This window comes from Burkholderia sp. ZZQ-2, assembly GCF_050768715.1.
Lineage (GTDB): Bacteria > Pseudomonadota > Gammaproteobacteria > Burkholderiales > Burkholderiaceae > Burkholderia > Burkholderia cepacia.
This window is the reverse complement of sequence record NZ_LDVA01000092.1, coordinates 50,965-67,486: the sequence shown is the minus strand read 5'-3', so window position 1 is coordinate 67,486 and position 16,522 is coordinate 50,965. Positions and strand designations below refer to the sequence as shown.

Below are 16,522 nucleotides of genomic sequence, written 5' to 3'. Positions count from 1 at the left end.
ACACGTGCCGCGATTAGGCGGTGTTTCCAGTGCATCGGAAACGCGCTTAATCGCGGTGATTTTTTTTATAGCCGTTTTTAGCGATTGAGCCGTTTATGAGCACCATTCCGTTGACAAAGCGTGGCGCAGAGCAACTGCGCGATGAATTGCAGCGCCTCAAGTCCGTCGAGCGGCCGGCCGTGATCAACGCGATCGCGGAGGCCCGCGCACAGGGCGACCTGTCCGAAAACGCCGAATACGATGCCGCGAAGGAAAAGCAGGGCTTCATCGAGGGTCGTATCGCGGAAATCGAATCGAAGCTGTCGGCCGCGCAGGTCATCGATCCGACCGTGCTCGACGCCGAAGGCCGCGTGGTTTTCGCCTCGACCGTCGAACTCGAGGATCTCGAGTCGGGCGACACCGTCAAGTACCAGATCGTCGGTGACGACGAAGCCGATATCGACCACGGCCTGATCTCGGTCAGCTCGCCGATCGCGCGTGCACTGATCGGCAAGTCCGAAGGCGACGTCGCGGCCGTGCAGGCGCCGAGCGGCGTGCGCGAATACGAAATCATCTCGGTCAGCTACATCTGAAGCGGGGCGACACGATGCCGCATCGCGTGTTCCGTCTGCTGTCGGCCGTGTGGGTCGGCAGCCTGCTGACGATCGGGTATGCGGTCGCGCCCGTGCTGTTCAAGACGCTGGAGCGGATGACGGCCGGTTCGGTCGCCGCCCAGCTGTTCCGTATCGAGGCGATCCTCGGTGTCGTATGCGGCGTGCTGCTGCTCGCGCTGTCGAATCAGCAGGTTCGACGCGGCAGCAGCGAATATCGCCGCGTGCGCTGGGTCGTCGCCGCGATGGTCGTATGTGTGCTGGTCGGGTATTTTGCGCTGCAGCCGTTCATGAACGCGCTGCGGGTCGCCGCGATGGACGCGGGCACCGATATCGCGAATTCGCCGTATGCGAGCCGCTTCGGGATGCTGCACGGCGTCTCGAGCGTGTTCTACCTCGTCGAGAGCGTACTGGGGCTGATGCTGATCTGGCGTCTGCCGGCGCGCGACGCCTGACGCGTGTGCCGCGCAGGCCCGGTCGATGCCGGGCCCGCGGGCAGGGTGGCGGTACGGCGCAGCCGTGCCGCCCCGATGCTTACTTGTCCTGGAACGGACGCTTCGTGCTGGCCTGGCGCTTTTTCGCACGCTTCACGGTACCGCCCGCCGTCACGCGTTCGTTGCCGCGCACCGTGACCTTGACCGGCCGCGGACGGCGCACGGGGCTCGCGTTCGGCGACACCTTGACGACCTTGACGGTGCGCGGGGCACGGCCTTTCTTGTCGTCCACGGCCTCGGCCGCGCTCGGCAGCGTGCCGGCACGACGGCCGCGGGCCGGGGCCGCAACGGCGGCTTCGGGCTTCCAGATCACCAGCAGCTTGCCGATGTGCTGGATCGGCGCCGCGCTCAGGCGATCGCAGATCTCGTCGTAGATCGCGATGCGCGCGTCGCGTTCGTCGCCGAATACGCGGATCTTGATCAGTTGGTGCGCGTCGAGGTGCACCTTGATTTCCTTCAGCACGGCGTCGGTGAGCCCTTCGGCGCCGATCAGCACGACGGGCTTGAGCGCATGGGCCTGGGAGCGCAGCGCGGAGCGCTCGGCGGGAGAAAGCGAAAGGGCGGGCATGGAAATGTCGAAATCTAAATAAGGGCGCGCTGACTGAAAAGCGATCGCGGGTAGTTACCGCGTCAGCCGTGCGCCGAAACCACGTAAAATCGCGGCTTGGGCCCGAAAAGGGGCCGCAGCCGCGCGAAGAAGACGCGTATTATCCGCTAAAAGCGCGGCTTCACGAAGCAATTGGCAGCAATCTCTCTTTCGAATGGCAAAAAACCGCTTCAACCAGCACTGGCTGCACGACCACATCAACGACCCGTACGTCAAAATGGCGCAGCGGGAGGGCTATCGCGCGCGCGCCGCGTACAAGCTGAAGGAAATCGACGAGCAGGACAAGCTGATCCGTCCGGGCCAGGTGATCGTCGATCTCGGCGCGACGCCGGGCAGCTGGAGCCAGTATGCCCGCAACAAGCTCGCGCAGGGCAAGAAGCGCGATGCGGAACGCGAAGGCGGCATCGACGGCACGATCGTCGCGCTCGACATCCTGCCGATGGAGCCGATCGCCGATGTCCACTTCCTCCAGGGCGACTTCCGCGAGGATGACGTCCTTCACCAGCTCGAGGAATTGCTCGAAGGCCGCGCGGTGGACCTTGTTATTTCCGACATGGCCCCCAACCTCTCCGGCGTGGCCTCGGCGGACGCGGCGCGCATCGAGCATCTCTGCGATCTGGCGCTCGAATTCGCGCAGAACCATCTGAAGCCGGATGGTGCGTTGCTCGTGAAGTGTTTTCACGGCAGCGGCTACAGCCAGATCGTCGAGAAATTCAAACAGCAGTTTAAGACCGTCGCGCCGCGCAAGCCGAAGGCGTCCCGCGACAAATCGTCCGAAACGTTCATTTTGGGTCGGCATCTGAAACGTCCGCGCTGATGCGCGGCGGGGTGCCGCAAACGGGCTCCGGCCCTTGCCAGACAAGCGAAGCGCTATCGCGGCGGTTGTCAATGCTTATGGCGAGGGTGGTCGGACTGGATTAGAATGACCGAGGGGCGCCGCAAGGAAAATGTAGGCGCTCGTCTACGAGTGAAGGAGTGGTGCTTTGAACAACAATATGTTTTCGAAGGCAGCGGTGTGGCTGGTGATCGCACTGGTGCTGTTTACGGTGTTCAAGCAGTTCGACAAGCCCCGCGTCCAGGAAGGCGTGTCCTATTCGCAGTTCATGGACGACGCCAAGAACGGCAAGGTCAAGAACGTCATCGTTCAGGGGCGCAACCTCACCGTCACTCCGGCTGATGGCCAGAAATACCAGATCGTGTCGCCCGGCGACATCTGGATGGTTGGCGATCTGATGAAGTACGGCGTGCAGGTCAGCGGCAAGGCCGACGACGAGCCGAACGCGCTGATGTCCGCGCTGTACTACCTCGGGCCGACGATCCTGATCATCGTGTTCTGGTTCTACATGATGCGGCAGATGCAGGGAGGCGGCAAAGGCGGCGCGTTCTCGTTCGGCAAATCCCGTGCGCGGCTGATCGACGAGAACAACAACGCGGTGAACTTCTCCGACGTCGCGGGTTGCGACGAAGCGAAGGAAGAAGTGTCCGAGCTCGTCGACTTCCTGCGCGATCCGCAGAAATTCCAGAAGCTGGGCGGCCGCATTCCGCGCGGCGTGCTGCTCGTCGGCCCTCCGGGTACCGGCAAGACGCTGCTGGCCCGCGCGATCGCGGGTGAAGCGAAAGTGCCGTTCTTCAGCATCTCGGGTTCGGACTTCGTCGAAATGTTCGTCGGCGTCGGCGCGGCCCGTGTGCGCGACATGTTCGAGCAGGCGAAGAAGCACGCACCGTGCATCGTGTTCATCGACGAAATCGACGCGGTCGGCCGTCATCGCGGCGCCGGCATGGGCGGCGGCAACGACGAGCGCGAACAGACGCTGAACCAGATGCTCGTCGAGATGGACGGCTTCGAGGCGAACTCGGGCGTGATCGTGATCGCCGCAACCAACCGCTCCGACGTGCTCGACAAGGCGCTGCTGCGTCCGGGCCGTTTCGACCGCCAGGTCTACGTCGGTCTGCCGGACATCCGCGGCCGCGAACAGATCATGCGCGTGCACCTGCGCAAGGTACCGATCGCGAACGACGTCGATGCGGCAGTCATCGCGCGCGGCACGCCGGGCTTCTCGGGCGCCGATCTCGCGAACCTCGTGAACGAGGCTGCGCTGTTCGCCGCACGCCGTGGCAAGCGCATCGTCGAGATGCAGGATTTCGAAGACGCGAAGGACAAGATCTTCATGGGTCCGGAGCGCAAGTCGGCGGTGATCCGCGAGGAAGCGAAGCGTGCGACCGCTTATCACGAGTCGGGCCACGCGGTGATCGCGAAGCTGCTGCCGAAGGCCGACCCCGTGCACAAGGTCACGATCATTCCGCGCGGTCGCGCGCTGGGTGTCACGTGGCAGTTGCCGGAGCATGACAACGAAACGTACTCGAAGGACTACCTGATGGACCGCCTCGCGATCCTGTTCGGTGGCCGGGTGGCGGAAGAGTTGTTCATGAACCTCGTCAGCACCGGTGCGTCGGACGACTTCAACAAGGCAACCCAGACGGCGCGCGCGATGGTCGCCCGTTTCGGCATGACCGATGCGCTCGGGCCGATGGTCTACGTCGACGACGAAAACGATGCATCGCCGTTCGGCCGTGGCTTCACGCGCACGATCTCGGAAGCGACGCAGCAGAAGGTCGATTCGGAAATCCGCCGCGTGCTCGACGAACAGTACGGCCTTGCGCGCCGCCTGCTCGAAGAGAACCGCGACAAGGTCGAAGCGATGACCGCCGCGCTGATGGAGTGGGAGACGATCGATGCCGATCAGATCAACGACATCATGGAAGGCCGTCCGCCGCGCTCCCCGAAGAGCTCGCCGGCTGTCGGCGGCGATTCGTCGGGTGGCGGCAGCAGCGCCGAGGTGAAGGCCGGCAACGCGCCGGCGCCTGCTTCGCCGGCGGCATAATCTCCGCTCTTTAGCACCGTTCACGGGCTGGTGTGTCTTCACACCGGCCCGTTTTGCATTCATTCACGCCAGTTGCCCGTGTCCGATTCCGCTGTTTCCCCCCAAATTCCCGCGCCACTCCTGTGCGGCCGCTTCGAACTGACGTTCGAGCGCCCGCTCGTGATGGGCATTCTCAACGCCACGCCCGATTCGTTCTCCGACGGCGGCCGCTTCCTCGCGCGCGACGATGCGCTGCGCCAGGCCGAGCGGATGATTGCCGAAGGCGCCGATCTTCTCGATATCGGCGGCGAATCGACGCGCCCCGGCGCACCGCCGGTGCCGCTCGACGAGGAACTCGCGCGCGTGATCCCGCTCGTCGAAGCGCTGCGTCCGTTGAACGTGCCGCTGTCGATCGATACCTACAAGCCGGCCGTGATGCGCGCGGCGCTGGCCGCAGGCGCCGACCTGATCAACGACATCTGGGGGTTCCGCCAGCCGGGCGCGATCGACGCGGTGCGCGAGGGCAATTGCGGGTTGTGTGCGATGCACATGCTCGGTGAGCCGCAAACGATGCAGGTCGGCGAACCCGATTACGGCGACGTCGTGACCGACGTGCGCGATTTTCTCGCCGCGCGCGCGCAGGCACTGCGCGACGCGGGGATTGCGCCGGAGCGGATCTGCGTCGATCCCGGTTTCGGGTTCGGCAAGGCGGTCGTCGACGACAACTATGCACTCCTGGCCGCACTGCCGGAAACGGCGCCCGCGCGGCCCGACGGGCGCGCGTATCCGATACTCGCAGGCATGTCGCGCAAGTCGATGCTCGGCGCGGTGATCGGCGGCAAGCCGCCGATGGAGCGCGTCGCGGCGAGCGTGGCGGCCGCATTGTGCGCGGTCGAGCGTGGGGCGGCGATCGTGCGCGTGCACGATGTCGCGGCGACGGTCGATGCGTTGAAAGTCTGGAATGCCGTGCGCGAAGCCGCGCGGCAACGATAAGTCAGAAGACGAAGGAGGAAGATTCGCTATGGGACGTCGATATTTCGGCACGGACGGCATTCGCGGCACGGTGGGCGAGGCGCCCATCACGCCGGATTTCGTGTTGCGTCTCGGCTACGCGGCCGGCAAGGTACTGGCCAGCTCGGCCGATGGCGCGGCCGGCTCGCGGCCGACCGTGCTGATCGGCAAGGACACGCGCGTGTCGGGCTACATGCTCGAAGCCGCGCTCGAGGCAGGGTTCTCGGCGGCGGGTGTCGACGTGATGCTGGCCGGCCCGATGCCGACGCCAGGGGTCGCCTACCTGACGCGCGCGCTGCGCCTGTCGGCGGGCGTCGTGATCAGCGCGTCGCACAACCCGTATCGCGACAACGGGATCAAGTTTTTCTCCGCTGACGGCAACAAGCTGCCGGACGACACCGAAGCCGCGATCGAAGCGTGGCTCGACAAGCCGCTCGAATGCGCATCGTCCGACGGTCTCGGCAAGGCGCGCCGCCTCGACGATGCGGCCGGCCGCTACATCGAATTCTGCAAGAGCACGTTCCCGGCCGCGTTCGACCTGCGCGGGCTGAAGCTCGTGATCGACTGCGCGCACGGTGCCGCGTACCAGATCGCGCCGCACGTGTTCCACGAACTCGGCGCGGACGTGATCCCGATCGGCGTCGCGCCGAACGGCTTCAACATCAACGACGGCGTCGGCGCGACTGCACCGGACGCGCTGGTGCGCGCGGTGCGCGCGAACCACGCCGATCTCGGCATTGCACTCGACGGCGATGCGGACCGCCTGCAGGTCGTCGACGCGACCGGTCGCCTGTACAACGGCGACGAGCTGCTCTACGTGCTCGTGAAGGACCGGATCGCGACCGACGGCAAGGTGGAGGGCGCGGTCGGCACGCTGATGACGAATCTCGCCGTCGAAGTCGCGCTGCAGCGCGCGGGCGTGAAGTTCGTGCGGGCGGCGGTCGGGGATCGCTACGTGCTCGAGCAGTTGCGCGAGCACGGCTGGCAACTCGGCGCGGAAGGCTCGGGCCACATCCTGTCGCTCGATCGCCACTCGACCGGCGACGGCATCGTGTCGGCGCTGCTCGTGCTGGCTGCGCTGAAGCGCAGCGGCCAGACCCTCGCGCAGATGCTCGACGGCGTCACGCTGTTCCCGCAGAAGCTGATCAACGTGCGGATGAAGCCAGGTGCCGACTGGAAGGGCAGCAGGTCGATTCGCGCAGCGATCGACGCAGCCGAAGCCGCGCTCGCCGGCAGCGGCCGCGTGCTGATCCGCGCATCGGGCACCGAGCCCGTGTTGCGCGTGATGGTCGAAGCGCAGCAAGCGGCCGACGCGGTCCGCCATGCAGAGACGATCGCCGACGCGGTGCGCGCGGCGACGGCCTGACGCGCGGGCCCGGTGCGAGGGCGGTCAGACGCCCGGGCCCGGTGCGAGGGCGGTCAGACGCCCGCGCGCCGGCGTTCCGATGAACCGGCATGCGGCGCCTTCGGGCGCCGCGATTTCGTCAGACGCAAAGGTTTGCGATACCTATAAGTAACGCATATCGACTGCTGCATTCCCCGGACGAAAAATCGTCCGACCCCGAGATCGGGCCAGCCGCCGGCGGAGGCTTTTCGTACCACCGACGTGGCGCTGCGATCCCGCCACGCAGTGAGAAACGGGGCGTCATCCTGTCCCTTCCGGGCCGGCAATTCCTGCCGCCATCGCCCCTCCGGCGCCGTCTGCGCGCCACGCGCGCCTACCCTGTTACTCCCTTTCAACCAGTCATGTTACTGTCACGCCAGTTTCATCGATTGTCACATTACCGTCATGAGGAGCCCCTAACCTTCGCGGTGCCGTAGTCATCCGCTCACACACTGGAGGTCTCATGAAATTGATGCAAACCGCGATTGCCGGCCTGGCTGGCGCGCTTTTCGCCGTCGCCGCCCACGCTGCCGACATCACGGGCGCAGGCAGCACGTTCGCGATGCCGATCTATACGAAATGGGCTGCTGACTACCAGCAGACCGGCGGCGCGAAGGTCAACTACCAAGGTATCGGTTCGTCGGGCGGCCTGAAGCAGATTATCGCGAAGACGGTCGATTTTGCCGGCTCGGACGCTCCGCTGAAGGATGACGAGCTCGCGAAGGAAGGCCTGTTCCAGTTCCCGACGGTGGTCGGCGGCGTGGTGCCGGTCGTCAACGTGCCGGGCGTGAAGGCCGGCGAACTGACGCTGTCGGGCCCGGTGCTCGGCGACATCTACCTCGGTAAGATCAAGAAGTGGAACGACCCGGCGATCGCCGCGCTGAACCCGAAGGTCAAGCTGCCGGACACGGACATCGCCGTGGTCCGCCGCGCTGACGGCTCGGGCACGAGCTTCATCTGGACGAACTACCTGTCGAAGGTCAACGACGAGTGGAAGTCGAAGATCGGCGAAGGCACGACGGTCAACTGGCCGACGGGCACGGGCGGCAAGGGCAACGACGGCGTCGCGGCTTTCGTGCAGCGCCTGCCGGGCGCGATCGGCTACGTCGAGTGGGCGTACGCGAAGAAGAACAACATGATCTACACGGCCCTGAAGAACTCGACGGGCACGGTGGTCGAGCCGAAGACCGAAACGTTCAAGGCCGCTGCCGCAGGCGCGAACTGGTCGAAGTCGTTCTACCAGATCCTGACGAACCAGCCGGGCAAGGAAGCCTGGCCGGTCGTCGGCGCGACGTTCGTGCTGCTGCACGCGAAGCAGGAAAAGCCGGAGCAGGGCGCGGAAACGCTGAAGTTCTTCAGCTGGGCGTTCAAGAACGGCGAGAAGGCTGCTGACAGCCTCGACTACATCTCGCTGCCGCCGGCAGTCGAAGCGGAAATCCGCAAGCAGTGGAAGGTCAAGGTGACGGACGCGTCGGGCAAGCCGGTCGCCGCAGAGTAAGCATTGCAGCGGTTCGCTGCCCGGCCGTGCAGGTCGGGCAGTGTGTGCGGTAAAGCCGGGCGTTACGGCGCCCGGCAATCAAAAGCAGGCACCCATGTCTGATATTTCCTATACGTCCTCACGGTCCGCCGACGTTGCGCAGCAACGCGCGCCGAGCCGCCTCGGGGATGTCGTATTCGGCGGTCTTGCACGGCTCGCCGCCATCGTGACCCTGCTGCTGCTCGGCGGGATCATCGTTTCCCTGATCATCGCGTCGATGCCGACCATCCAGAAGTTCGGCCTCGGCTTCCTGTGGCAATCCGAGTGGGATCCCAACTCGGACCTCTACGGCGCGCTCGTGCCGATCTACGGCACGATCGTGACGTCGATCATCGCGCTCGTCATCGCCGTGCCGGTCAGCTTCGGCATCGCGCTGTTCCTCACCGAGCTGTCGCCCGTGTGGCTGCGCCGCCCGCTCGGCATCGCCATCGAGCTGCTCGCCGCGATTCCGTCGATCGTGTACGGCATGTGGGGCCTGCTCGTGTTCGCGCCGATCTTCGCGGAATACTTCCAGAAGCCGATCGGCCGCCTGTTCAAGGACGTCTGGATTATCGGCCCGCTGACTGCCGGCCCGCCGATCGGTATCGGCATCCTTGCCGCCGGCGTGATCCTCGCGATCATGATCATCCCGTACATCGCATCGGTGATGCGTGACGTGTTCGAAGTCACGCCGGTGCTGCTGAAAGAGTCGGCATACGGGATCGGCTGCACGACCTGGGAAGTGATGTGGAAGGTCGTGCTGCCCTATACGAAGACCGGCGTGATCGGCGGCGTGATGCTCGGCCTCGGCCGTGCGCTCGGCGAGACGATGGCCGTGACCTTCGTGATCGGCAACACGAACCTGCTCGACAGCGTGTCGCTGTTCGCACCGGGCAACAGCATCACGTCGGCGCTGGCCAACGAATTCGCGGAAGCGCAACCGGGCCTGCATACGTCCGCGCTGATGGAGCTGGGCCTGATCCTGTTCCTGATCACGTTCATCGTGCTGTCCATCTCCAAACTGCTGCTGCTTCGTCTCGAGAAGGGAGAGGGCAAGAAATGAGCGAGCCCATCATGAATTTCCCGGGGCCGGACGGCGCCGTGCTCGACGCGATGCGCAACCGCCTGCAGCGCAAGCGCAAGGCCGTCAACGCGATCGCGCTGGCCGCGTCGCTCGGCGCGATGGCCTTCGGGCTGCTGTGGCTCGTGTGGATTCTCTACACGACGGTGCATCTCGGCGTCAGCGGCCTGTCGCTGCAACTGTTCACGGAATCGACGCCGGCACCGAACACGGAAGGCGGCGGTCTCGCCAACGCGATCGTCGGCAGCCTGCTGCTGTGCGGTTTCGGCACGCTGGTCGGCACGCCGATCGGCATCCTCGCGGGCGTCTATCTCGCCGAATACGGCCAGAAGAACCTGCTGGCCAGCACGATCCGCTTCATCAACGACATCCTGCTGTCGGCGCCGTCGATCGTCATCGGCCTGTTCGTGTATGCGATCGTCGTCGCGAAGTCGGGGCGCTTCTCGGGCTGGGCCGGCGTGATCGCGCTTGCCCTGCTGCAGATTCCGATCGTGATCCGCACGACCGAGAACATGCTGAAGCTCGTGCCGAACGCGCTGCGCGAAGCGGCCTTCGCGCTCGGTACGCCGAAGTGGCGCATGGTGCTGAAGATCACGCTGCGCGCATCGGTCGGCGGGATCGTGACGGGCGTGCTGCTCGCGGTCGCGCGGATCGCCGGCGAAACGGCGCCGCTGCTGTTCACCGCGCTGTCGAACCAGTTCTTCTCGTGGGACATGAGCCAGCCGATGGCGAACCTGCCCGTCACGATCTACAAGTTCGCGATGAGCCCGTTCGCGGAATGGCAGGCGCTCGCATGGGCGGGTGTGTTCCTGATTACGCTCGGTGTGCTCGGACTCAACATCCTGGCGCGCACGATCTTCTCGAAAAAGTAACGGCGGAGCAATCCGATGAATATGGCAGAAAGCCACCTGAATCCTGTCGAGCGCACCGCTGCGCCGGCCGGCACGCACGAAGCGGCGCACGGCCGTCCGCTCGAGCCGCTGAACGCGAAGATCGAGGTCAACAACCTCAACTTCTTCTACAACAAGTTTCACGCGCTGAAGAACATCAACCTGAGCATTCCCGAAGGGAAGGTGACGGCGTTCATCGGCCCGTCGGGCTGCGGCAAGTCGACGCTGCTGCGCACGTTCAACAAGATGTTCGCGCTCTATCCGGAGCAGCGCGCCGAAGGCGAAATCCTGATGGACGGCGAGAACCTGCTGACGACGAAGCGCGACATCTCGCTGCTGCGCGCACGTATCGGCATGGTGTTCCAGAAGCCGACCCCGTTCCCGATGTCGATCTACGACAACATCGCGTTCGGCGTGAAGATGTTCGAAAAGCTCACGCGCTCGGAAATGGACGACCGCGTCGAGTGGGCGCTCACGAAGGCCGCGCTGTGGAACGAAGTGAAGGACAAGCTGAGCCAGAGCGGCTACGGCCTATCGGGCGGCCAGCAGCAGCGTCTGTGCATCGCGCGCGGCATCGCGATCCGTCCGGAAGTGCTGCTGCTCGACGAGCCGTGCTCGGCGCTCGACCCGATCTCGACCGGCCGCATCGAAGAGCTGATCGCGGAGCTGAAGAGCGACTACACGGTCGTGATCGTCACGCACAACATGCAGCAGGCGGCGCGCTGCTCGGATTTCACGGCCTACATGTACCTGGGCGAGCTGATCGAATTCGGCGAGACCGAAAAGATCTTCATCAAGCCGGTGCGCAAGGAAACGGAAGACTACATCACCGGCCGTTTCGGTTGATGACGGAGAACAACAGCCATGTCGGATAAACATCTGTCGAGCCAGTTCGACGCGGACCTCAATGCCGTGTCGTCGAAAGTGCTGGAAATGGGCGGGCTCGTCGAGTCGCAGATCGTCGGCGCGATGCACGCGCTGAACGAGTTCGATCGCGATACGGCCGAGAAGGTGATCGCGGCCGAGGAAACGCTGAACGCGATGGAAGTCGACATCGACCAGGAGTGCGGCAACATCATCGCGCGGAGGCAGCCTGCCGCGCGTGACCTGCGTCTTTTGATGTCGATTTCGAAAACGATTACGAACCTCGAGCGCGCAGGCGACGAGGCCGAGAAGATCGCGAAGCGCGTGCGCCGCCTGGTCGACGAGCCGGCCGCGCGTGCGGTCAACATCGCCGAGATCAAGGTGTCGGGCGAGATGGCCGTGACGATCCTGCGCCGCGCGCTCGACGCGTTCGCGCGTCTCGATACGGTGGCCGCCGCGCAGATCGTCAAGGACGACAAGGAGATCGACCTGGAATTCCGTGCGTTCGTGCGCAAGCTCGTGTCGTACATGCAGGAAGATCCGCGCACGATCTCGGTCGGCCTCGAATACCTGTTCATCGCGAAGGCGATCGAGCGGATCGGCGACCACGCGAAGAACATCGCCGAATTCATCATCTACATCGTGAAGGGCACGGACGTGCGGCACCAGCCGCGCGACACGCTCGATCGCGAAGCCAACAGTTAATCGACTCCGTACAGGGGAAAAAAGAGGTGCCGATGCCCAGCAACATTCTCGTCGTTGAAGATGAGCCCGCGATTTCCGAACTGATCTCGGTGAATCTCCAGCACGCCGGTCACTGCCCGATTCGTGCGTACAACGCCGAACAGGCGCAGAACCTGATCAGCGACGTGCTGCCCGATCTCGTGCTGCTCGACTGGATGCTGCCGGGCAAATCCGGTATCGCGTTCGCGCGCGACCTGCGCAACAACGAACGGACCAAGCACATCCCGATCATCATGCTCACCGCCCGCGGCGACGAGCAGGACAAGGTGCTCGGCCTCGAAATCGGCGCGGACGACTACGTGACGAAGCCGTTCTCGCCGAAGGAACTGATGGCGCGGATCAAGGCCGTGCTGCGCCGTCGTGCGCCGCAGCTGACCGAGGACGTCGTGTCGATCAACGGGCTGCGCCTCGACCCGGCCACGCATCGCGTCGCCGCGCATGCGGAAGGCAGCGAGATCAAGCTCGATCTCGGCCCGACCGAGTTCCGCCTGCTGCATTTCTTCATGACGCATCCGGAGCGCGTGCACAGTCGCACGCAACTGCTCGACCAGGTGTGGGGCGACCACGTGTTCGTCGAGGAGCGGACCGTCGACGTGCACATCAAACGATTGCGCGCGGCCTTGAAACCGGCCGGTTGCGATGCGATGATCGAGACCGTGCGCGGCAGCGGCTACCGGCTCGCCAAGCACGCGTAACGTATTCGGGCCTGCCGTGTGCCACGGCATGCCGTTCATTCTTTCGGGCGCTGAATCATGAACATCATCTGGGCGCGCTTTCTGGTGTCGCTCGTGCTGCTCGTGCTGATCGGCGTATTGGTCGGCGTGTTCGCCGGCCCGACCGCGGGCCTCGTGTTCGTCGTCGTGATGCTGGTCGCGCAGGGCTTTTTCAGTACCTTTCACACGCAGCGTCTGTGGCGGCTGCTCGATGCGCCGGTCTACGGTGAAGTGCCGAGCGCGCCGGGCATCTGGGGCGAGATCTACTATCGTCTGCACAAGCTCGCGAAGCAGTGGCATGCGCAGGTGCGGCAGGTCGAGCAGCAGCATTCGCGCTTCATCCAGGCGATCCAGGCGTCGCCGAACGGCGTCGCGATGCTCGACGATCACGACCAGATCGAGTGGTGCAACGCGATCGCCGAGGTCCATTTCGGCCTGGATGCAAAGCGCGACCTGCGCCAGCACATCACCAACCTGGTACGCCATCCCGATTTCGTCCGCTACCTGAACGCGCAGCATTACGACGAGACGCTCGTGATGCGGGGCATGGGCGACTCGCGGCAGAACGTGCTGGAAGTGCAGGTGTTTCCGTACGGCGAGAACCGCAAGCTGCTGCTCACGCAGGACATCACCGAGCTCGAGCGGACCGACGCGATGCGGCGCGACTTCGTCGCGAACGTGTCGCACGAACTGAAGACGCCGCTCACCGTGCTGTCGGGCTTTCTCGAGACGATGCGCGAGCTGCCGCTGAACGAGGAAGACCGCGCGCGTTATCTCGAGATGATGGAGCAGCAGGCATCGCGGATGCGGCACATCGTGACCGACCTGCTGGTGCTCGCGAAGCTGGAGGGCGAAAGCAAGCCGCCGGTCGATCGCGCGATCGACATGCGCGCCGTGTTCGACCACCTGAAGGAGGACGCGCAGACGCTGTCGAACGGGCATCACGACATCGCGTTCTCGATCGACGAGACGCTCGGCGTCACCGGTGCGCAGACTGAACTGTTCAGCGCATTCGCGAATCTCGTCACGAACGCGATCCGCTATACGCCGGACGGCGGGAAGATCGTCGTGACCTGGCGGCGCGAAGGCGCGCAAGGCGTGTTTTCCGTCACGGACAGCGGCTTCGGGATTCCGGCCGCCGACCTGCCGCGGCTCACCGAGCGCTTCTATCGCGTCGACCGTAGCCGTTCGCGCGACACGGGCGGCACGGGGCTCGGGCTCGCGATCGTCAAGCACGTGCTGCAGCGGCACGACGCACACCTGTACGTGCAGAGCGAGGAAGGGCGCGGCAGCACGTTCACTGCGCGGTTCCCGGGTTCGCGCGTCATCGCGATCCGGCCGGCCACGTACGAGGCATGATCGCGTAACGGCGTCTGTCGCTCGTTTTGCGAGCGGAGGCATGCCGGATCCGCAACGAAAAAGCGCAGCCCGCGGGCTGCGCTTTTTCGTTGGCGACGCTGGTGCGCGGCGCGCAACTCGCGCCGCGTTGCCGGTTCACGAGCAGAACTTCGCGAGCAGCCCGAGTTGCGCGTTGCGGATCGTCTTGCCGGCGCGGCGCCGGCGGTAGTGGCCGTCGCTGTGCATCTGCCATGCCGACTGGTTGTCGCCGAGGCACACCGACAGCCCTTCGGCCAGCACGCGCCGCTTGAGCTTGCGATCGCGGATCGGGAACGCGACTTCGACGCGGCGGAACAGGTTGCGGTCCATCCAGTCGGCGCTCGACAGATAGACGTCCTCGGCACCGTTCGCGTGGAAATAGTAGATCCGGTGGTGCTCGAGGAAGCGGCCGACGATCGAGCGCACGGTGATGTTTTCCGACAGCCCCGGCACGCCGGGCTTCAACGCGCAGACACCACGCACGATCAGGTCGACCTTGACGCCGGCCTGCGACGCTTCGTACAGCGCGGCGATCACCGTCGGTTCCAGCAACGCGTTCATCTTCGCGACGACGCGCGCGCGCTTGCCGGCACGCGCATTGTCGATCTCCGCGCGGATCGAGTCGATGATGCGCGGATGCAGCGTGAACGGCGACTGCCACAGCTCGTGCAGCGTGAGTTCGCCGCCGATGCCGGTCAGTTGCTGGAACACGTGATGGACGTCCTCGCAGATCTTCTGGTCGGCCGTCATCAGCCCGAAGTCGGTGTAGAGGCGTGCCGTGCGCGGATGGTAGTTGCCGGTGCCGAGGTGCACGTAGCGGCGCAGCGACGCCTTGCCGCCCTGCACGACGCGCCGCACGATCAGCATCATCTTCGCGTGGCACTTGTGGCCGACCACGCCGTACACGACATGCGCGCCGACGGCCTCGAGCTGCGACGCCCAGTTGATGTTGGTTTCCTCGTCGAAGCGCGCGAGCAGTTCGACGACGACGGTCACTTCCTTGCCGTTGCGCGCGGCTTCCATCAGCGCGTCCATCAGCGGCGAATCGGTGCCGGTGCGGTAGATCGTCTGCTTGATCGCGACGACGCTCGGGTCCTTCGCGGCCTGCTGCAGCAGTTCGAGCACCGGCTGGAAGCTCTCGTACGGGTGGTGCAGCAGGATGTCGCCGTTGTCGATCGCGTCGAACATCGTCGGCGCGTTCGTGATCGCGGCGGGCGTCGATGCGGTGAACGGCGTGAACTTCAGGTCGGGTCGGTCGACGAGATCGGGAATTTGCATCAGCCGCACGAGGTTCACCGATCCGGCCACGCGATAGCAGTCCTTGTCGCCGAGCTCGCTTTCGTCGAGCAGGCGTCGCACGATGTGCGGCGGCGTGTCGGCCGACACCTCGAGGCGCACCGCGTTGCCGAGGTGGCGCGCGGGCAGTTCGCCCTGCAGCGCGACGCGCAGGTTCGTGATCTCGTCTTCGTCGACGAACAGTTCGCTGTTGCGCGTGATACGGAACTGGTTGCAGCTCTTCACGACGAGTTGCGGGAAGAGTTCGCCGACGAAGCGCTGCATGAACGAGCTCAGCAGCACGAAGCCGTGCTCGAAGCCCGACAGCGCGTGCGGCATGCGTACGACGCGCGGCAGCGCGCGCGGCGCCTGCACGATGCCCATCACGGCTTGACGGCCGAATGCGTCGCGGCCTTCGAGCTCGACGACGAAGTTCAGGCTCTTGTTCAGCACGCGCGGGAACGGGTGGGCGGGATCGAGGCCGATTGGCGTCAGCACGGGCAGCAGCTCGTCGAGGAAGTAGTGCCGCGCCCATTCGAGCTGCTCGTCGTTCCACGTGTCGCTCGCATGGAAGTAGATGCCTTCCTGCTCGAGCGCGGGCAGCACGGTTTCGTGCAGCATCGTGTACTGTCGATGGACGAGCCGCTGCGCGCGTTCGACCACGAGATCGTAAGCATGTTGTAACGACATGCCGTCGGGCGTCAGGGCGCCGGGGTTGTCGCGGATCTGCTCCTGAAGGCCGGCCATGCGGACTTCGAAGAATTCGTCGAGGTTGCTGCTGGTGATGCAGATGAAGCGCAGGCGCTCGAGCAACGGGACTTGCGGATCGGCTGCCTGGGCCAGCACGCGCTCGTTGAAACCGAGGATGCCGAGTTCACGATTGAGAAGCGGATAACGGACGGACATCGGCAGAGTAGGGGGGGATTCGGGCGATGATTCGAAAGGACGCTCGGAAACTCTCACGGTACGATGACGTGCTGATGACAATGATGTATTTATATCGGGAAATTCTACGCTGTAATCGTTTCGTCCCATAAATGTTTCGACGATATGCAAACGAGCAGTATGCATGCCCGTGAAGCGTGGCAACGGCAAGCGTTCCACGCTTAAAATGT

The 16,522-nt window shown here is 64.8% G+C and carries 15 protein-coding genes; 13 read left to right on the top strand and 2 right to left on the bottom strand.

The window, feature by feature from the left end:
- The first annotated feature begins 95 nt into the window (after positions 1–95).
- Together greA and ABY44_RS04605 are read left to right on the top strand one after the other, a co-directional pair.
- Complete coding sequence (greA, locus tag ABY44_RS04610; RefSeq protein WP_021163362.1) at positions 96–572, top strand: transcription elongation factor GreA; 477 nt, start codon at positions 96–98, stop codon at positions 570–572.
- 14 nt (positions 573–586) lie between these two features.
- Positions 587–1,045 (top strand): DUF4149 domain-containing protein, encoded by a 459-nt coding sequence (locus ABY44_RS04605; protein WP_021163361.1) that lies wholly within the window; start codon positions 587–589, stop codon positions 1,043–1,045.
- 79 nt (positions 1,046–1,124) lie between these two features.
- Here the strand turns inward: ABY44_RS04605 and ABY44_RS04600 are convergent, their stop codons facing one another.
- A complete protein-coding gene (locus ABY44_RS04600; protein WP_027787876.1) occupies positions 1,125–1,652 on the bottom strand; it encodes a YhbY family RNA-binding protein in 528 nt (175 codons plus the stop codon).
- Positions 1,653–1,845: 193 nt separating this feature from the next.
- Between ABY44_RS04600 and ABY44_RS04595 the strand changes: the two genes are divergently transcribed.
- The 11 genes from ABY44_RS04595 to phoR all read left to right on the top strand — a co-directional run bounded on the left by ABY44_RS04595 (position 1,846) and on the right by phoR (position 14,114).
- A complete protein-coding gene (locus tag ABY44_RS04595) occupies positions 1,846–2,508 on the top strand; it encodes an RlmE family RNA methyltransferase (protein ID WP_021163359.1) in 663 nt (220 codons plus the stop codon).
- A gap of 166 nt (positions 2,509–2,674) precedes the next feature.
- The gene (gene ftsH / locus ABY44_RS04590) at positions 2,675–4,573 is read left to right on the top strand and encodes an ATP-dependent zinc metalloprotease FtsH (protein ID WP_021163358.1); all 1,899 of its coding nucleotides are present in this window, start codon (positions 2,675–2,677) and stop codon (positions 4,571–4,573) included.
- A gap of 78 nt (positions 4,574–4,651) precedes the next feature.
- A complete protein-coding gene (gene folP / locus ABY44_RS04585; RefSeq protein WP_376699393.1) occupies positions 4,652–5,545 on the top strand; it encodes a dihydropteroate synthase in 894 nt (297 codons plus the stop codon).
- Positions 5,546–5,573: 28 nt separating this feature from the next.
- On the top strand, positions 5,574–6,929 hold the full coding sequence (gene glmM, locus ABY44_RS04580; RefSeq protein ID WP_060173811.1) for a phosphoglucosamine mutase: 1,356 nt from the start codon (positions 5,574–5,576) through the stop codon (positions 6,927–6,929).
- Between the two features lie 481 nt (positions 6,930–7,410).
- A complete protein-coding gene (gene pstS / locus ABY44_RS04575) occupies positions 7,411–8,445 on the top strand; it encodes a phosphate ABC transporter substrate-binding protein PstS (RefSeq protein ID WP_027787874.1) in 1,035 nt (344 codons plus the stop codon).
- Between the two features lie 94 nt (positions 8,446–8,539).
- Positions 8,540–9,526 (top strand): phosphate ABC transporter permease PstC, encoded by a 987-nt coding sequence (gene pstC / locus ABY44_RS04570; protein WP_027787873.1) that lies wholly within the window; start codon positions 8,540–8,542, stop codon positions 9,524–9,526.
- Positions 9,523–10,416, top strand: coding sequence for a phosphate ABC transporter permease PstA (gene pstA / locus ABY44_RS04565; RefSeq protein WP_027787872.1), 894 nt, complete (start codon positions 9,523–9,525; stop codon positions 10,414–10,416). The genes pstC and pstA overlap by 4 nt, the downstream gene beginning before the upstream one ends.
- Positions 10,417–10,431: 15 nt before the next feature.
- The gene (gene pstB / locus ABY44_RS04560) at positions 10,432–11,280 is read left to right on the top strand and encodes a phosphate ABC transporter ATP-binding protein PstB (protein ID WP_027787871.1); all 849 of its coding nucleotides are present in this window, start codon (positions 10,432–10,434) and stop codon (positions 11,278–11,280) included.
- An 18-nt stretch (positions 11,281–11,298) separates the two neighbouring features.
- Complete coding sequence (gene phoU / locus ABY44_RS04555; protein WP_027787870.1) at positions 11,299–12,003, top strand: phosphate signaling complex protein PhoU; 705 nt, start codon at positions 11,299–11,301, stop codon at positions 12,001–12,003.
- Between the two features lie 32 nt (positions 12,004–12,035).
- Positions 12,036–12,737 (top strand): phosphate regulon transcriptional regulator PhoB, encoded by a 702-nt coding sequence (gene phoB, locus ABY44_RS04550; protein ID WP_027787869.1) that lies wholly within the window; start codon positions 12,036–12,038, stop codon positions 12,735–12,737.
- A 57-nt stretch (positions 12,738–12,794) separates the two neighbouring features.
- Positions 12,795–14,114 (top strand): phosphate regulon sensor histidine kinase PhoR, encoded by a 1,320-nt coding sequence (phoR, locus tag ABY44_RS04545; RefSeq protein WP_027787868.1) that lies wholly within the window; start codon positions 12,795–12,797, stop codon positions 14,112–14,114.
- 135 nt (positions 14,115–14,249) lie between these two features.
- Here phoR and ppk1 read toward each other — a convergent pair whose 3' ends face one another.
- Entirely contained in the window at positions 14,250–16,313 is a 2,064-nt protein-coding gene (ppk1, locus tag ABY44_RS04540) for a polyphosphate kinase 1 (RefSeq protein WP_027787867.1), read from the bottom strand.
- Between the last annotated feature and the right edge of the window lie 209 nt (positions 16,314–16,522).